Annotated in this window: 11 protein-coding genes; 5 read left to right on the top strand and 6 right to left on the bottom strand. The window is 65.3% G+C overall.

The annotated features are described in order from the left end of the window. Positions 1-19: 19 nt before the first annotated feature. The 5 genes from U9978_RS14515 to U9978_RS14535 all read right to left on the bottom strand — a co-directional run bounded on the left by U9978_RS14515 (position 20) and on the right by U9978_RS14535 (position 11,435). Positions 20-1,303: a hypothetical protein gene (locus U9978_RS14515; protein WP_322761651.1), complete on the bottom strand. Its 1,284-nt coding sequence runs from the start codon at positions 1,301-1,303 to the stop codon at positions 20-22. Beyond that, complete coding sequence (locus U9978_RS14520; RefSeq protein ID WP_322761652.1) at positions 1,300-6,492, bottom strand: hypothetical protein; 5,193 nt, start codon at positions 6,490-6,492, stop codon at positions 1,300-1,302. Before U9978_RS14520 ends, U9978_RS14515 begins: the two co-directional genes overlap by 4 nt. A 53-nt stretch (positions 6,493-6,545) precedes the next feature. Then, a complete protein-coding gene (locus U9978_RS14525) occupies positions 6,546-8,726 on the bottom strand; it encodes a CHAT domain-containing protein (RefSeq protein ID WP_322761653.1) in 2,181 nt (726 codons plus the stop codon). Then, complete coding sequence (locus U9978_RS14530) at positions 8,698-9,510, bottom strand: hypothetical protein (RefSeq protein WP_322761654.1); 813 nt, start codon at positions 9,508-9,510, stop codon at positions 8,698-8,700. The genes U9978_RS14525 and U9978_RS14530 overlap by 29 nt, the downstream gene beginning before the upstream one ends. Before the next feature lie 377 nt (positions 9,511-9,887). Next, positions 9,888-11,435: a hypothetical protein gene (locus tag U9978_RS14535; protein WP_322761655.1), complete on the bottom strand. Its 1,548-nt coding sequence runs from the start codon at positions 11,433-11,435 to the stop codon at positions 9,888-9,890. A 111-nt stretch (positions 11,436-11,546) separates the two neighbouring features. Between U9978_RS14535 and U9978_RS14540 the strand changes: the two genes are divergently transcribed. From U9978_RS14540 to U9978_RS14555, 3 genes are all read left to right on the top strand, one after another. Then, a complete protein-coding gene (locus U9978_RS14540; RefSeq protein ID WP_322761656.1) occupies positions 11,547-11,798 on the top strand; it encodes a hypothetical protein in 252 nt (83 codons plus the stop codon). Between the two features lie 188 nt (positions 11,799-11,986). Beyond that, complete coding sequence (gene mptB / locus U9978_RS14545; RefSeq protein ID WP_416210968.1) at positions 11,987-13,816, top strand: polyprenol phosphomannose-dependent alpha 1,6 mannosyltransferase MptB; 1,830 nt, start codon at positions 11,987-11,989, stop codon at positions 13,814-13,816. Between the two features lie 1,826 nt (positions 13,817-15,642). Further along, entirely contained in the window at positions 15,643-16,896 is a 1,254-nt protein-coding gene (locus tag U9978_RS14555; protein WP_322761658.1) for a Glu/Leu/Phe/Val dehydrogenase, read from the top strand. Here U9978_RS14555 and U9978_RS14560 read toward each other — a convergent pair. After that, positions 16,887-17,294: an RNHCP domain-containing protein gene (locus tag U9978_RS14560; RefSeq protein ID WP_322761659.1), complete on the bottom strand. Its 408-nt coding sequence runs from the start codon at positions 17,292-17,294 to the stop codon at positions 16,887-16,889. The two genes, U9978_RS14555 and U9978_RS14560, sit on opposite strands and share 10 nt — an antisense overlap. Positions 17,295-17,674: 380 nt before the next feature. On the opposite strand from U9978_RS14560, the gene U9978_RS14565 reads away from it, so the two are divergent. Together U9978_RS14565 and U9978_RS14570 are read left to right on the top strand one after the other, a co-directional pair. Continuing rightward, the gene (locus tag U9978_RS14565; protein ID WP_416210969.1) at positions 17,675-17,980 is read left to right on the top strand and encodes a DUF3263 domain-containing protein; all 306 of its coding nucleotides are present in this window, start codon (positions 17,675-17,677) and stop codon (positions 17,978-17,980) included. Between the two features lie 9 nt (positions 17,981-17,989). Further along, positions 17,990-18,649: a LytR C-terminal domain-containing protein gene (locus U9978_RS14570; RefSeq protein ID WP_322761661.1), complete on the top strand. Its 660-nt coding sequence runs from the start codon at positions 17,990-17,992 to the stop codon at positions 18,647-18,649. Positions 18,650-18,667: the final 18 nt, after the last annotated feature.

Consider the following 18,667-nt stretch of genomic DNA (forward strand, 5'->3'; position numbering starts at 1 on the left):
CACCTATTTCCGAATCAGCTCATCCGCGCCCTGAGCGCTGTTCTGCCACGGCGTGGAAGAGTGCGCGGCCGACAGTCTGAGCCTGCTCTTGCTCCGCAGCGTTCGCACCGGCCCGTACCCCGTGCCTCACCAGGCTCCGGACCTTGCACAGCGCCTTGTCGCCAGCACCTTGTTCGTCAAATTTATTCGGATCACGGTGGAACGCCAGCACAGCCGCCGCGATGATCGCCCGCACGTCCTGCAAGAAGCTTGGTGTGATACCACGCAGCAACAGTGTGCCCGCATCGTGGATGTTCTCGAAAGCTTGGGATCCCAATCCCAGTCGACCATACAGCGTATGCCCGTTCAGTGCTTCATAGGGACCCGCGAGAAGGGCATCCACCACCTTTTCCACTTCGCATGAAGTTGCTGCTGCCGGCCAGGGCTCGGGCCAGTGGGAGGCGACTTCCGACGCCACGGCACGGCCGCGGATCCGTTCGACGGCCGCAAGGCATACCCGCGCTCGCAACGGTGCGGGCGGGTACTTTCCGGTGCCAACACCCATTCCAGCGTTCAGAATCGCGTCGAAGAGCGTCACGGCGTATGCCTCGCCGACCGACACGCAGCCGTATATGTCAGCAAACACCTCGCCCGACCAGTCCAACCACTCCGCGCTCACGCCAGCGCTTGCGATCCGTTCGATCAAAGCGTCACCGAGATCAAAACGGTCTTCGATATGATGACCGACCTCGTGTGCGACGTAGAGGAGGTCTGGTACATGGCGGGTCGTGTACCATGGTATCCCGATCATCGGAAATGGTATTTCCCGTTGCCATCTACGGCCTTCTTCCGAACTCATTCCAAACTGGAGAAACTCGCTCCCTCGGAGCTGAGCGAACGGCGTCCGTGAACGGTTGAGGAATACCAGTGGAGGCTCGATCGCAATGGCGTGATCAACTCGATCACTACCGACCTCGACCGCTGGTCGGTAGCAGGCCCAGGCAAACTCGTCAGCGACTGTCAGAAAATCCCTGGTCCATTCGACGAAACGGAGCGTCAGCTTCGAGCGAAAAAAATCCCAGGCATGATGTAGGTCAAGAATAATATCTTGACGATCATCGATCGAACACGTCGCGTCCTGCATCTGCACACCGGCTTCCTTGGCAAATGATTGAAGCATTGTGACGATGCTCCGCACCTGGCTATGATGTTTCTCCAGGGGTCGTCCTGCCATGGCTTGTTGCTCCCACAGGCAAAGTTCGTTCGACAAGCTCTCCACCTGATGTTTCCATTCAACCCGACGCCGTTCGTCCAGCCGGCTCATGCTCGAATCAGCGCCGAGGTAGCGGCGAACACGGCCGTGGCGCGCGTTGCCCAGCCGTTGATACCGCCCGATTTCGGCATGGCGTCCGCCCAGACTCGCTCACGCAGATCGCGGATAGCAGCCAGTACATCGCCTTGTTGGCGCAGCCCCTTGGCCAATGCACGGGCCACTGCTATGCTGTGGCGCAATTCGAGCCCGGTGGCCACCACCACGGGTGTCGCAGCCTCTTGGAACAGCAGGGCCGCGAAAAGATTGCGGAGGAGTAGTTGGGAGTGGAAGTCCGCGGGCGAGCCGGGCTGCGGCGGGTCAAGCACCACGACCGGCGCGGTACCCGGTTCACATTCGGCAATCCAGCTCGCCACCGCCCGAGGTCGGACGTCAGTACCACGGATTCCGCCCGCCGGCCGTCGGTGTGGGCCGTCGGCGGAGAAATCGAGGCACGGCGAATCACCGATCATTGCCAGCGGTGCCCGCAGGTGCAGTATCGTGGGAGTCGGGAGGTCATCGGTCGCAATCAGTCGCAACCCAGTATTTCCCAGAGCCGACCGCCTGATGGGCAAAACCAGGTAGTCACACTCCTCGTAAACCCGGACGATGTCGAACAGCATCGACTCACCGGACGGTTTGACCTGGTATCCCGAACGCGTCGCCGGCCTGACGATTGCTACCAACGGAACGCTGTCGTCGGCATCCTTCCCCCGCAGCGATAGCTGCAATGACCTGTACAGTGTGCGGCCCTGGCCCGGTGAAACGGGAAGCGTGGCCGTGGCGCTGTCGATCTGCAGGTTTGCCAACCCGCTCACATCAGTCGCCCGCGCGGCTTCCAACCAGCGAGTGTTCACCCTGTCGCCGGCGGTTGGCATGCAACGATACATGTTCGGCCACCGATGGCGGTCGCCATCTGCCGCCGGCGGATCGGCCAGTTCCCATGGCAGCATCTGAACTCGGGGCTCATCCGATTGGAGTCGAAGTGTGTCGCTGAGCCCGTCGCCATCAATAGATCGCGACGTGATCCCGGTAAGTACGGCGACGAGTCGCAGCGGTAGGTACGTCTCGTCGGCAGCCATCAGGCGCTGGAGCTCATCAATGTCGACGGTCACGCCCTCAGGCCCAGTAACATCACACCATTCAGTACCGCTAGCGTCCTCGAAACAGACCTTTATTTCTTGCGGTGGCGCGGGCCGACCCAGATCCTCATAGATGCGCCGCGCTTTGTCTTTGTCGTTGCTGCCGCCCCGCTGATCAGACGGCACGATCGCAGCGCGCGCATCGTGTATCGCCGCCGTCCAGCGTGACTTCGTCCGCACCTGACCGGCACTGCCGATCGCTTTCTGGAGCGCAGCATCACGGTTATCTGCGTCGCGGGTTTCTCCGGCGGCTGGCAGCTGCTTGGCCAGTAGTTTGAAAGCCCAGGCGCGCAGGAGCCACAATCTGTCGTCGCTGTCCGGCAGGCTTCCCTCGACCAACGACTCAAGATGATCCCGCAATATCGGATCAAAATTACGCTGACCGGGATCAGGGTTGAGTTCAGCATAGTGATCGCTGGGCCGCGACCAGCGCCATCGCGCCAACAACGGCCAAGTCTCGGGCGGCGGGCTCCCAAGCGACCGCTGATCACGACAGACCCGTCGCGCTTCGCGGAACAACGACGTTCGCAGAGTCGTGTTGGAAAGAAGAACGCCGGGGCCGCTCAGCTTTGCGACCTCCGAACGGAGCCCTTTAAGTTCGTCCGAATCCGACTGCGGTGTATCGCAGAATTCAAGATCCGCCAAGGGAAGAAACCGAGCGGTCACCGGCCGGATCTTAGGGAGCTCTGCGGTTAGTCTGACGGCAAAAAGACCCGCCTCCGCACGTACGTCTTGTGTGTTACTGCTCTGATGGCAGAGCACCAACCCGGTCACCGCGACGCGGGCAGCGATCTGCGGTGGCGCGACGCGTTCGGTCATCGCCGTAAGGCAGTCCGTCAAGACGCCGATAAACGTCAGTATTTCCGCACCGGACGCTTTGATCGCCTGAGCCTGCACAGCGAGTAGCCAGATACGGACAGCGACCTCGTCGAAACGTCCGTTCGGCTCGACAGCCGGCGGTTTGGACACGTCATCGGGTAGTTCTTCGCTGGCCGTTGCCATGTCCCCGACGTCCCGCATCAGGAACGTCCCATACGCCAATCGCCACGTGAGGTGCCCGCTCGTATATCCCAACCCCCGCCACAGTTCCCCAGCCTCGCGAAACTTCTCCCCTGCCTCGTCCAACATGAGCAACTCGCCGAGAAGCGAGGCGTGAAGCTGCAGCGTGAGAGCACGATGGTGGATGCCGTCCTCGACCGATGAGAAATCGTCATCGACGATCATCATGGCCTGGTCAAGGCAGGCGAGGGCGGCCTGCTCATCACCGAGCAGCAGCGCAGCCTCAGCCTTGGCACGGGTCAGTGCGGCCCGCTCGGCGGGGGCCATATCGGCCCTGCCAACCGGTGGAGCCGGATCGGTGAGCGCCCGCCGTGCAGTATTGGCAGCTTCCTGCGGCTCAGCGCACCGCAACAGCAGGTCTATCCGCCGAAGCTTCAGCGTAACCGATGGGGATCCACCATCGGTTACGGCCCGCAGCGCAGCGTCGAAGTCGCCTCGCTGCTCATAGTAATCGGCCAACGCAAGCGTGATCTCTTCCTCACGGCCGCTCCAGCCGGTGGCGGCCTCCAGCGCCTGCTCATAAGCCTCAATAGTCCGATCATCGCCCAGCGCCGCGCGGCAGTCACCTACTACCTGCCAAACGTCGATCTTGTCACCAAGGTCCTCGGGCGTATGGCCGGAGGCGACGTCAAGCACGGACTCCGCGATCTCCAGCGCCTCCCGGGCCGCTCCCTCGGCCAGCCGGACAGCCGCGCGGACCGCGGCCGCCAATACGGGTCGCGGCGACGGTTCGGCGCAGAGCTGGTCGTAACGGCTCAGGTGGCGTGCGGCTGCTGACCAGCGTGGGTCGGGGGCATTCGCCCGGTGCAGCCGTGCCCGCCGGGCAGCAGCATAGGCGAGGAGCAGGTCCGCCTCACCTGGGACAAGCGAACCGACAGTCGGGTTCCCGTCCTCATCCTGATAATCTTCCCCCAGGACATCCCGGGCGAGCACCGTCAGATCGTCGACCGCCCCGGCGCGCCGGCAACGCAGGAGCGCACCCCGCCATTCATCCAATGCGCCCGGATCAGCACACTGGAATTTATGATAGACAACCTCCCGATAACACGAAACCCACTCAACGCCCTGCCCGGGATCAAAATCCACAGATTTCCGGAGAAAATCCTGCGCGAAGGCACGATGCAGGTCCTTGAACACCTGCTCCTCGGCGACGAGTTCGCGCATACACCGACGTGTGCGACTGTGGAAGACGACGGATTCCGGGTCATCCAGAGAATGTTGCAAGAATGACAGGATACCGGCGTGGGAGAGCAGGCCCGCCCAAATTTGATCCAGTTCGTCGTCACCGAAAGCCTGAGATGTGTGCGGAAAGACATTCGGGGCGAGCGGGTTGTCCGCGTCGGCCAGGCCAGCCATTATCTGTTCGAGATGGGGGCGCATCACCGTGCGGACGGCGTCGAGCCGCAAGCGTCGCGGCACGACCCCGTAGCGCAGCAACCACCGTACAGCCGGGTCGACGATGGTCAGCACTACTTTTTCGAGCAGGTGAGGCAGTGCCGGTTGGCCGTCCATTTCGAGCTCGGCGGCAGCGACCACCCCGTCCTGGTTGATCAGATCGGCATGAAGATCGGTGTAAAGATCGGCATAAAGCGCCAGTGCCAACGGTGAACCGCCGGCCTGACAAACACCCGTCACCACCAGGTCGCGGTCCTCGATGCCGCGTATCTCCCGTAGGTAACGCCCAGCGGTCTCTTCGTCGAAGTTCGTCACTTCGATCTTCTCAAGGTCTGCGAACCAGGCCGGCACCTCCAACCCGTCGGTGGTAGGAAAACCGGTTGTCTCCAGCCCCGACGCGAGCAGTTCGGAGTGTCGGCCAGCAATGATCAAACGTAACGCCGAACACCTGCGGTGTACGTCGGCGAACAGCCTGAGGAGATCACGCGTCTTCTCCTCATCGAAGTTCAGCAGCGCTTCGACGGTGTCGACGACGACGACAACCAGTTGATTTCGGATAACCGTCGAATTTCGGGATGGCAACTCGATCTTGGCGATAAATTCGTCCGTGACCTTACGCCCGATGTCCGCGGCGGCCTGGTCGTCGGACAAGATCCGCGCTGCTGCCGCGATTTGCTCCGACGGTTCCGCCGGCCGAAGCAGACCGGCGAACATCTCATAGTGTCCGATGAGCCACTCGAAATTCGCGGTATCCGTGTGCAGCTGCAACTGCGCGGCGATCGGTAGCAGGATCAGCCACGGATGTCTTCCGAGGATGACCGGGTCGAGCGCACCCAGGTCGACCCGGGCACAGGGAATGTCAGTGAGCGGGCCGTCGCCACCGGCGCCTTCGCCGGGATGTGCCGGAACGCAGCGCCGGGCGATGAGCCACTGCAAACCCATTGATTTACCGCTGCCATCGGCTCCGAACATGTACCAGCCACGAACACCGCTGTCGCCGGCCAGCAGGCGTTCCACCTGCTCGCGCCAGCCGTGGGGTGGCAGAAAATGGGCCGACCGCCGGTATTCCACGGACCAGTACTGCTGCCGACGGAAATAGCCGGCCCACTCGTCGTAGTAGTCATGGAGATCAGCGCGATCAAGGCGAAACTCATCGCCCAGTACGCTGAGAGCATCCCGGAAACGTGCGAAGTCGCGAGCCCGGTCCGCGGCGGCAAACTCGGCGGTGAACAGCCTCCTAGCCTCCGCCGGATCGGCGATCATAATGTGTCGAAAATACTCAAGCCGATTATTCCGCTTCTTCTGGTAATGAGCCAGCTTCTTGGATAGATTCTGTAACTCGGTCGATTTTTTCCGCCCGGGCTCCGCTCGCCACCAACTCTTCAGGTAATATTCACGTTCCTCAGTTTCCAGCCGGAACTGGTTTTTCCTGCCTGGCGCCTTCTCAACGAGTCCATGCCACTCAAGCACGTCGAGACCGGGGCTGTCGTCTAGGCCCGCCTCAGGCCGCAGGATTTCCTTCAGCGCGCGCCGGTCGAAGATGTGTGCAACTGCGCAGAGCTGGAGCAGGAGGGGCCACTTCGGGGGCAGCGGCTGCTGTCGGGTCAACCCAGTCCCACCGGGATCCAGATGGCCAAGCTCGGCGGGCGGCGGGACCATTATTATGACCAGGCCCGCAGTTTAGAATCGTCCGCTGCCCGCTTCCGGATGCGACCGAACCCGTGAAAGGACCTTTCGAAACTTTCTGGCAGCATGTCGAGGTAGCCCTCGAGTTCATCTGGCCTGACGAAGGGCTGACCAAGACGTTCGAGATACTCGCGGAACAGCCGCTTGAACTGATCGCCGGGAGGTTTGAGGGGTCCTACTATCGCACGCAGGCGCTCTTCAACCGGGGGCAGTTGCCCGCGCGGAGCCATGATATCCCACATGAGGACGACCCGTAGTCGCCGCCGCTCCCCGATTAATATCGGTACTATAAAATTACTATAGAAAAGCTTGAATTCATCGCCGTCCATACAGTCATTGCAATTTTCCTCGGGATCGAGAGATTTTCGATTCCCAACCTTAACATGATCAAGAAATATCACCCGAACGATATCGCCGTCCACCCGCTGCGATACTTCGATGAGTTGCGTGACGAACGCTTTCACGGTACGCATCGCGAGCCTGCTGTCCACTTCTACGGGGTACGGCGGGAGATAGTTGCCGACGAATTCACTCCGCGGAATATGATCCGGGTTTTCCGCGTCCGTCACCGCTTCGAAAATTAGAGTAACTATATCCAGCGCCTTTTCAACCGAGACTTCGACTGGCAGTCCGCTGACATCCCGTATCTGTTTTCCATCGGGGTCCAGCCGGCCCACCAGTTTATTGCAGTCGACATAGGTGACCCGGAGCCCGCGCAGTCGCAGGATCAACAGTACCCACAGGGCGAGGGACGTCTTTCCAGACCTTTTGTCCCCACTGATGACCGCGAAATTCTTCGGCTTCATACCGGGGACGGGAGGGTCGATCGCCCACCACGCGTCCCTGCGTTCCGTGTCACGGTCGACGAGGAGGGATTTCCCATCCATTTCCGGGCTGTGAAACGACTGCAGGCGTTCGACCGCATCGCTGTCGGCGGGGTCGACGTCCACATGTAAAAGATCTCCCCATGGACGAGCACTCAATAACCGGGGCACGGCCCACACGGGACTGTCGAGGCGCAACTCGTATCGGGCGATCGCGATCGCTTGGTCGACCGCGGGGGGATCGCTCCTGCCGAGGACATCATAAAAGGCGCGGGAAAACTGGACTGCATGGCTGGACTCGATCTCAGCCCGCATCGCGACCACGGCACCCGCCCCGGAGTCCAGAAACGCCTGTGCAAGATCCTTCGTATCACTGGTCAGGTCATTGCCCTCGGTGCGGCAGACGTTGAGGACGACGAGCCTCAGTTTCCACCTGCTGAGGGTGCGGCGACGGACATCGTCTGCACATAACTGCCAGTCCACTCCGGTGCGTGGCCTGAAACTGAGCATCGAAACGCCGTTCTGCATAAGAAACCCATGTCCAATAAAATGCAGGACATGTGGATGCAAGGTGTCGATGGTCTTGGACAGGTCATTTTTTGAAGGCCCAAACAGCACCTCAGTATGCACCCGTACCGACCGGGCGGCAAGACCCGTTGTGATGCTTACGACTTCCTGATCCGCCAACAGTCCAGGCGTGTCCGGCTCACAGACCACGACCAGGACACGCAACGGACCTTTCTCCCTGTCGAGATCCCACCGACCGCCGTGCCGGTGCCACAGCGACCAGGGTATTTCGTGGTCCTGGAAGAAAAACCCGGAGAGGCTCTCGTCCGCCGGCCCGCATCCGTACATCAGCTCCCATGGCAGGTCACGCAACCCGCCCTGCTGGAGTGGCTCATCGGGCAGCGCGAGCAGTACCCGATTCGGAGGATCCGTTTGAAGTGCACGCCATTGGTCCTGAACCTCCTGCCGGTTGACCAGGGCAAACAGGCTTTCGCCCACCCCCTGCCGGAGGCTGTCGTCACCAGCCTCGCTCAGCGGTCCCCGCTCAGCCATCTGGTCCCGAACGGCCTGCACCTCCGCAGCTGAGAACGAGGCATGGCCCGCTGTCAACCCCTGGGGGGAGCTGCTCTGGCCGACCCCGCACGGCTCGGTATGACGGTCCAGGTTGACTACGTAACCTCCCGGGTTCGTCGGGTCGGATCGGATATCGAACACCACGGTCGGACCGGTGGGCACGCAGGGAGCCAGCGGCGCTTGTCGCGCCCGCGACGGCTCCGCCTGGTATGTCGTCATGGCGTCAGACGGATTGGACATCGGCAGCGTCATACACCGACTCGGGCGGCGCTTCGCCTGGGGGAAGCACTTCGATGACGTGTGCGGGATGCTCACCCACGTAGCTGATCAGCGCGGGTGGAACGTCCTTCGGGAAGGCGCCGCGGCCGCCCTGACTCATCCCGAAGTCTTCGACCACTCTACGGAGGAAGGTCCTCTTCAGCCGCGTTACCTGGAACATCGGTGTGCAAGCCTCGACCGTCCAGGAGTCGTTGCGGGCGGTGGACCGGTCGAGATCGAAGTTCATGGCGAGATCGACGACTGTGAACGGCCCCGACCCGACACCCGCTCGGGCATTGAGCCGGACCGAGCCACCGGACTCGCTCGCGCCGGAGAGGAGAATCCCGCCGGACGCCGTCACCACGGACGTGACCACGACCTTGTCGAGGTCCCAGTCGTCGACCCACCACCGCCGCAGCAACGTTGTGGCGACCTCCGTCGCGTCCGCGACGTCGATCTGGGTCACCCCGTCGTAGGCCACCAGCATGGCGTCGCCCCGCCGGAACCGGATCTCCGCCTGCATGCGGGCATCCGCGACACCCGCTGCCGGCGCAAACGTGATGTCAACGCTTCCGTTCGAGTCATGCTCGAAGCTCGGGATCGATGCTCCGGCGCGGATGGATAGTTCTGCGGTCATATCGCCGGCCCGCACCAACCTGGCCGACGTCGCCACGAAGATGTCCCCGACCGCGACGACCCTGGTCAGGGGCCAGTTCACCCACCAGTTCGGCCAGCGCTGCACAATAATGTGCCGATAGCGTCCGACGACGTCTGGCATGTGTCCCCCCGGATGCCCGTTGATTGCATGGAACGCCGCGCTGCGCGATCGGTTGACATCGTACCGAATCCGGATAATCAGCTGTCTAGCGGTAGTCGGTCTGAAACTGGACAACATCCGGTCGGGAGAAGGCAGATGGCGGACCCGCGAACGTGCACGAACCGGGAGTGCGGCTGCGTCGGTCAGCACCGGGTCGGCACGGGATCGGTACAGAAAGAACGGACGCCGGCGTCAGCTGGCCGTGCGGCGCACGAAGATCTGTAGATGTTTGTCGTTGGGTACGCCTGGCGGCTGAAAAAGCATACGCAACGACAAACATCTGGCGATCTTGCCGGCGAACGGTAGAGTACGGCCACCAACCGGAATGTGGCTGCTGCTCAGTGGACGCGGGGGTCGGCGGGGCAGTCCAAGGCGCTGGCCCCGGTCAGGCCGCTGACGGTCAGCCGGGCGGACAGGCGCACCGGGCCGGGCGAGTCAGTGAGGATGCCCGTCCAGCCGTCCGCCGCCTCGAACACGCACGCCTCATACCCGTCGTCCAGCCGCCAGTACGGCGTGAAGTGCACGAGGACGATCGCGAGCCCCGGTGCGGAGAAGTTCACCGCCAATGAGCTGACCCCGAGCTCGGTCAGGGTCGCCGGCCCCCGCACCAGGCCCGGCGCGTCGGTGACCAGCCAGACCTTCCAATGCGCGTCCGACCACGCGAGCTCCAGGTAGGGCTGGCCGGCCGCCAGCAGCTTCGCCTCCTCGACGGCGGAGGAGTCCAGCTCCACGTCCGGCAGCGCCACGAAACGGACGCCGCGTTCGAGCAGCCACCGGTGGTAGGTGCTGGGGGAGAGCGTGCCGTTGTAGAACAACGAGTTGTACGTCATGTCGAGCTGCCGTTCCCAGCCGCGGGCGAGCGGGACGTGCGGTGCTACCAGGGACGCCTCCCAGTGCGCACGGGTGAACGGGACCTCCACCCGGCCCACGGCCACCGGGCCGTGGTCGAGGTAGTCGAGCAGCTCGGTGTAGTAACCGGGCTGACCCGACGCATCCCCGTAGGTGGCCAGTGCGCCGTGTACGGGGCCGATCTGCCAGCCGACGAGCGGTATCGCGACAACGAGCAGCACCCGTGGACGGCGGGCCAGCAGCATCGCCGCGACCGGACCCGCGAGCAGGGTCGCCGGCCGGGCGATGTTCCCGCCGATCTGCGTCGGGACGAAGAAGAAGACAGCGGCAGACACCGCCCACAGCCCCAGTCCCCGGCGAATCGCCACCTCCTGCTTCGGGACGACGACCAGCCCGGCCGCGATCAGCGCGAGCAGCGAGAGGAACGTCAACGCCGGGAACGGCTGCACACCGTGTTCGGGGAACAGCAACGCGACGATGATGCCGCTCGCCGCGCCGACCAGCGGCAGCACCCGACGCCGGTTGAGCGTGCCGAGCAGGGCCAGACCGATCAGCAGCACGAATCCGCCGGCGAGCGGCGAGGCCAGCGACGAGCCGATCGCACCGACCCACGCCGTCTTCATCCGCCGCTCACGCACGCCGAGCAGCGCAAGCGCACCGAACGCCATCCCGAGGGCGAACGGCATCCGCCCGACGACAAGGTTCGCCACTGTCGCGACCGCGAACCAGACCAGCGCCAGGTCGTGGTCGTGGTCGTGGTCGTGGTCATGGGTCCGGCCGCTGCCACGCAGCAGCCGAGTCACAATCATGGTGGACGCGACGCAGGCGAGGCAGCCCAGGGCCTGCACCCCGAACAGTGCTCCGAGCGGCGGGAAGAGCACGCTGTAGCCGGGTACGGTGTGCCCGCCGTACCACTGGTCGTCCCACAGGAGCGCACCGCCGTGCTTGAACAGCCACACTCGGTATTCCTGCGCGGGGGTGTCCGGACCGGTGAGCCCAAGGGCCAACGACAGCCCACACAGGACGGCAGTGATCACCCATGGTCGGCGCCGGCACGCCGCGGCGCCGGCGAGCGCACCAGCGACGATGGCCCGAACCGCTGTGGATGGGGAGTGCCGGTCGACAGTTCTGCCGACGGATGCCGCCACGTGCCGAAACGGGGGAAAGAAGACTGGGAAGGAGCGGATCGCCGGCGGCTCGGGTTCACCCGCGAGTATTCGGCCTGTCACGTTTCGTCCTACCACGGTTTCACGTGGCACAGTTTCACAACGGTCGTCCTGATACTCGTCACAACGGTCGTCGGGATGCCGGTCGGGATGCCGGTCGGGATGCCGGTCGGGATGCCGGTCGGGATGCCGGTCGGGATGCCGGTCGGGATGCTCGTCGCGATGCCGGTCTGAATGCCCGCCACGATGCGACTCACGCGACCGGCATGCGCGCAGCCGGTGTTCGCGAAGCAAGGTGCCGAGTGGACCCAACCGACACCTCCCAGTGTCCAACCTCCGGGAACCCGCGGACCGGAACTACCCGGTCAGCGCCGATCCGGACCGCCGGCGGCGGCATCGATGAGCGGCAACGAAGATCTATAATGCTGTTCCGTAACCGTACGGTCCTATTTGATACACCCGCCGTCTGGCCGACGCTGGTAGGCGCCATCGCGGCAGTTACCGCCGTGCTCGCCGAAGCCCGGCTCGGACCACGCAACCCGAACACACTCAATCCCTCGTCCTGGTGGGGGATCCTCCCATCCGGCCCACCGCCTGGCACGACCCGGGGCTGGCTGGCCGCGATCGCCGCCATCGCCGTGATAACGCTGTGTGTGTGCTGGTGCGCCCTGATCCGCGCGACCCTCCGCGAAACCCTCGCGCCATCCCGCCTGGCCGTCACCTCACTCGGGTGGGCTCTGCCGTTCGCCCTCGGCCCCCCGCTGTTCAGCCGGGACGTCTACGCGTATGCCGCTCAGGGCGAGCTTGCCCGCCACGGGCTCGATCCTGCGACACACGGCATTTCAGCGCTGCGCACGCTCGGCCCCCACCTGGACTCCTTCGTGGCCGCGGTTGATCCACGCTGGCGCGAAACTCATGCCCCCTACGGCGGAACGGCCGTGTTCGTCGAGAAAACGGCCGCGGCGGCCGGTGCCGCGCTGTTCGGTGCTGGTCCGATCGGTGCTGGTCCGATCGGTGCTGGTCCGATCGGTGCTGTGCTCCTGCTGCGCCTCGTCGCCGTCACCTCGGTGGTGGCGCTGGTGATGCTCACGTTGCGCCTGCTGCCCCAGCAGACGGGCAGCCAACGGACGGGCAGCCAACGGACCGCGCTGGTGCTCGCGCTGCTCGCCTGCAATCCGGTCACCGTCATCCACCTGGTCGGCGGAGCGCACCTGGACGCGCTGGCCGGCGCACTGAGCGTCGCGGCCCTCGTGGTCGAGCGGCACCGCCGTCGCCTGGATCTCCGTTGGCGGCCCGATCGCCGGCCACCTGGACTCCCGATCAGTTCGTATGCCGCCCGGGCGTGCGCGGTCGCCCTCGCCTGCCTGGCGGGCACGGTCAAGGCGACCGCCTTCCTCGCTCTCGCCGTACTGCTCGTCGTCCACGTTCGCGAACAGCTCGTGAGCGGCACCAGCACAGCCGTCAGGACCGGGGCGACTCCACGTGCCCGGACTGGCGCCCCCCGGGGCGGCGCGGCTGGCGCCGTCATCGCCGCCGTGACGGGTCTGTTCTTTGATCTCGCGGTGGCCACAGCCACGATCACGGCCAGCATGATCGCGGCTGGCTTCGGTCCGACCTGGATCACAGCGCTGTCCACCGCCGGCAGGCTGCGGACCGACATCGCCCCGGCCGCGCTACTCGCCCATCTGATCTCGCCATCACTGCGGCTACTCGGCGTCGGCGGCCACGCCGACGCCGTCCTCACCTGCGCCCGGATGTTGTCGCTTACCGTAGCCGCAGCCGTCATCGCAGGGCTGTTCGGCCGGGCCTGGCGCAACCCGACGGCAGCTGAAGCCGGCACGGCTGCATGGACCGCAACTGCTGGTGGGACTGCAACGGCTGATGGGACTGCTGGACGCGTCCCGGACGACGTCACGATCATCGGTGTCGGCGGGATGGCGGTGGCCCTGGGCGGTCCTGTCCTCTATCCCTGGTATCTGGCGCTGGCCGTCCCCGCGCTCTCGGTAATGGTCAGCACGAATGGTTCACCTGCATTACGCCGACTGACGATCATCACTTCGGTGACGCTGTGTGTGACGTCGTTGGCGTCGCTGGCTCCGACCTGGACGCTACTGAATCGGCATCCGCCCGTAGCCGTGGCGCTGGCCGCTGTTGCGGCCCTGACCGTGGCCGCCGCCATGATTGCCACGGTGGCCACGGCCCTGACCGCGACGGCAGCCAAGCGGCGCGAACAGCGTCCCAGCAGACGATGAGGAGCAGACCGTTACGGGCGACCAGGAGCAGGCTCGCGACAACTCTGCCCTGGATGACGTCTTCATAACGGATCGGATAGACCACGAACGAGAGCAGGCACGTCGCCAACAAGCCGATGGTCACTCGGCGACGCGAGTCAACCATGCGGCGGGCCGCGGCAACAGCCTGGCCGGACGAGTACCGACGACACGCGGCGACGGCCAGTACCCAGACCAGGTACTGCGGGCTGAGAACCCGACTTGTCACGAGTACGACCAGCAACAGCGCCAGCATGCGGTCCGCCGGGTCGATCGCCGCACGAGATTCCGCCGTGGCTCGGGATTCCTCGGGCCTTCGGGACGAACGCGGCAGCCACCAGCGCGCGGCAGCGGCCAGCACGACCACAACCTCTACGAACGAGCAGATCGTTGCAACCAGCTGCGCCAGCTTGGATCCAAACTGCAACGCCCCCCAGGCATATGACGGTCCAGCATGTAGCCCGACCATGTGCGCAAGGACGAACGGGGTCGCCGAAACCGCCTCGACCTGCAGGCCGCGGGCTTTCTGCGCGCCCAGGAAGCCGAAGGCGTCCCGCCACCAGCCGGCGGCGAACAGCACCCCCGCGACCAGCACGACCGCCCCCACCAACCCAGCCGCCATACGCACCAGGGCGAGATGGGCTGCGCTGTCGGCCGGGCGCCCCGACGGTTCGCCCGAACATCCGCGCAGCCGCCCGGCCAACCGGATGCCCGCACCCGACCCACCCAACGCAAGCAGCAACAGCACCGGCCACACCTTCACAGCGGTCCCAAGACCGACCGCAAGACCGACTCTCCCCCAACGGCCGCAGCTGTACCTGTTCGGCCCGCTCGGCGTCGGCCCGCTCGGCGTCGGCCCGCTCGGCGTCGACCCGCCGAGCCCCGCGACGGCGGTCACGGCCAGCACCGCCGGCACCATGTCGAACCGCGCCATCGACACCGGTCCGAGCGCACAGATCCCGACCAGCCAGAACCGGACCGCCGACGCCGAACGGCGAGCAAGAATGCCGGTGATCGCGGCGTCCGACGCGAGAATCAGCAGAAAGAACCCGACGTCGTACGGAAATCCGGTCGCAGCCTCCAGCACAGACGGGACGACCAACACAATGGCGGCAGCCGGGGGATACTGCCAACGATCGTCGCCGACAGGTAGGCCTCGACCGTGGAGCAGGCCATCGCCCCACTGATCGTAGAGCCGGACGTCGCCCAGCACACCGTGCTGGGCACCCAGGACCTTCGCCGTGATGGCCAACACAACCAGCGCTACCCGGGTGACCAGCCAGAACACCCAGATCCGCCGGCCTGTCCACGGCTCGAGCCACCGGCGGGCGCGGTCCACGCAGCGTCGGCGGCGGTCCGCAGACCCGCTCCCCACACGCCGACCAGACCGTCGCCGTGTCGCCCTTGCGGGGCGGATGTCAACCGTCCGCACGATCAGGACGGTAGCCGAGACCCACGTCCGGGACCCACGCCCGGACGGCTGTCCGGGTGCCTCATCGGCCCCGGTAGGCTTCCGGCCATGCAGGCAAGGGAGACTTCGGTCAACCCTGCCGTGACGCATCGACCAGCAGGCAAGTACTCTGCGTGATATAGCCGTGCATATGTGCGACCGCCGCACGGATCGTCTCAGCGATCAGGCTGACAACCGACGGTGACCATCAGGGACATGGTCGACAGCTACGACCTGACACCCGGTCACCGACAAGCGGGCAGATGCGGCCTCTCTGCCCGCGACACCGTCAGCCCGGCGCGTGGCCGGCGCGCGGCGCGGTCAACGGGGACCGCGTACAACACAAGGAGGTGTCTGAATGCTCGGATCTCCATCGGCATGGGACACGGCACGGATCCAGCTGGAGAACGCCGTCCGCCACCTCGGCCTTGATGACGGCCTCCACGATCTACTCCGGATGCCGCGTCGAGCGATCACCGTGAGTGTTCCGCTGATGCGTGACGACGGGCACCTGCTCGTCCTTTCGGGCTATCGGGTCCAGCACAACCTGGCCCGCGGACCAGCCAAGGGCGGCATCCGCTTCCACCCGTCCACCGACCTTGACGAAGTCAAGGCCCTGGCTATGTGGATGACGTGGAAATGTGCGTTGATGGGCATCCCCTACGGCGGTGCCAAGGGCGGTATCGCCGTCGACCCGCGCCTGCTCTCCCTCGCCGAGCGGGAGCGGATGACCCGTCGTTACGCGGCCGAGCTCGTCCCGCTCATCGGACCCGAAAAGGACATCCCGGCCCCGGACGTGGGTACCGATGAACAGACCATGGCATGGATCATGGACACCTACTCGACGCACACCGGCTACACCGCACCCGGAGTCGTCACCGGCAAGCCGTTGTCGATCGGCGGATCGGCCGGGCGGGCCGGCGCGACGAGCCGGGGTGTACAGCTGGCGGCCTTCGCTGCGCTGGCCGAACGCGGCCTCGACCCCTACGACGTCACCGTCGCCGTCCAGGGGTTCGGCAAGGTCGGCGCACTCGCCGCGCAGTACCTCCACGACGCCGGCTGTCGGATCATCGCGGTCTCCGACGTCAAGGGTGGCGTCTACAACCCGCAGGGGCTCAATCCAGCTGCCCTTCTCCGCCGCGTCCAGCGCGGCGAAGACACCGTCGTCGGGCACCCCGGAACCGACACGATCACCAACGCAGAGCTACTCGAGCTCGACGTCGACCTGCTGGTGCCCGCGGCGCTGGAAGGGGTCATCACCGCGGCGAACGCAGACCGGGTCAAGGCGCGGATGATCGTCGAAGGCGCGAACGGCCCGATATCCGCGGACGCCGATCCGATCCTCGACGGGAACGGGGTCGTGGTCGTCCCCGACATCCTCGCCAACGGCGGCGGCGTCGCCGTCTCCTACTTCGAATGGGTACAGGACATCCAGGCCTACTTCTGGACGGAGGACCTGGTCAACGACCGGCTGCGCGACATCATGAACCGCGCCTACGGGGAGGTTTCAGCGCTAGCCACCGAGCGTGGCGTGAGTATGCGCGCCGCCGCGCACATCATCGGGGTCGCCCGGGTCGCCGACGCGCACCGGACTCGCGGCCTCTACCCCTGACGCCGCCGTCCCCGCGACCACCCGTCCCTGGGACCGCCGTCCCCGAGACCCCCGAACTGCCCACGGCCGCGAGGTGGGGTGGGAGGGCCGAACCCATCGGCGCCCACCGCCGACACCCTGATGATCGTCTCCATGTCGTCCGCCGGAGACGTCCTGTTCCTACGCTGGTGACCACATGTCTGGCAACGGTGCGTCAGGACGGTGTCATGCGGACGGGCCTCCACCGCGACCGGGCGCATCGGGCCGCCACACTGCGCTGCCCGATCACCGGGGTTGACGTCCACATGACGGGACCACAGGCAGCATGGGCAGTGGTTGGTGTAACCGTCACCGTGGACCGGTGTCCCACAGACGAGGCACTGGAAATCCTCGGTGGTACGGACGAAGCGCCGGGTCACCCGCTGACAGTATTGGAACGCCTGAGAATTAGAGCGACCGGGCTGTTGTCGGTGAAGCTCAATGATTGATCTTCTTCATGGCACGGCCAGACCAGGCCACATCCACCGGAAGTGATCCCGCGTGTCGCCCGCCTCGGCCGAAGTTGTCGGACCCATCCTCTGAAATAGTGGGCGGCGAACCACAGCCCTGTGATTCGCGGATCCCGTCCCGTCTGGAGGAGGCCATCGCCGTGGCAGTCGCCCACGTCCTGGCACCGGAGTCCGAGACCTTCGGCCCGCCGCCACATCCCATCGAGATACCGGCCGCCGAGCCACGGGGCTCCGAGCCACGGGCCGCGGTGCCACACGCAGGGGAGACTCAGGGCTCCGTCGACTCCCCGGTGTCCGCACGCGCCGCACATGCGGATACCAAAAGCGACACAACGGATGCGTTGAGCAATCGCCAACGCCAGATCCTGGAGTTCGAGCGGCACTGGTGGCGCTATGCGGGCGCCAAGGAAACCGCGATCCGCGCCGAGTTCGCAATCTCAGCAACCCGCTACTACCAGATACTGAACGCTCTGATCGACTCCCCCGCAGCCCTCGTCGCCGACCCCATGCTGGTCAAGCGACTACGCCGGTTGCGGACGACACGCCGACGGGCACGCGCCGGCGACACCGCCCGACTCGACCCGGCTGAGATGTGAGCGCCCGCCATGACCGATACCACCGTCACGTCGCCCAGCCCGCCCCGGCCGCCCCGACTGCGTCCCGGTGATCGACTGCACGCCATCGCGGCCGGCAGCATTGCCGTGCTCGCCGTACTCGGCTGCATTCTCGTGGTCAACCTGGTGAATGACCCGTCCGCGGACAAATCTGCTGCGGCTGCCGCTGCGGCAGCGGCAGCCGCAGCGACCACTTCGGCATCGGCACACGCCCCGGCGACAGGCGCGTCGCCGACAGCCGCGGCGCCCAGGCCGGCAACCTCGCATCCAGCCGCGGCAGGTACCTCGCCGTCGCCCAGAGTCACGTCGCAGCCGCCGGCCGCCGCGGCACCCGCCCCGACCGCCGCACCGAAGCATGTCTTCATTCCGATCGTGATCCTTAACAATTCCAGGATCCCCGGTCTTGCCGATTCCGCCCGGGCGCGGCTGGAAGCCGCCGGCTTCACAGTGACACGGACCGGCAACTACCAGTCAGCGTATGACGTCCCGGAGCCGACCGTGTTCTACGACGAGGGACGCCTGGACGCGGCTCAGACCGTGCTGGACCTGATCCCGGACGTGAAGCAGGCGAAGTCGAAAACCAAGAACTTCATTGCGGACGATCCACTCATCCTTGTCGTAACAAGGGATTTTTCACCAACCACAACCTGACCCGCCAACGGCCGCGCG

The organism is Protofrankia sp. Cr2, from assembly GCF_963555885.1.
In the GTDB taxonomy this organism is placed as follows: domain Bacteria; phylum Actinomycetota; class Actinomycetes; order Frankiales; family Frankiaceae; genus Protofrankia.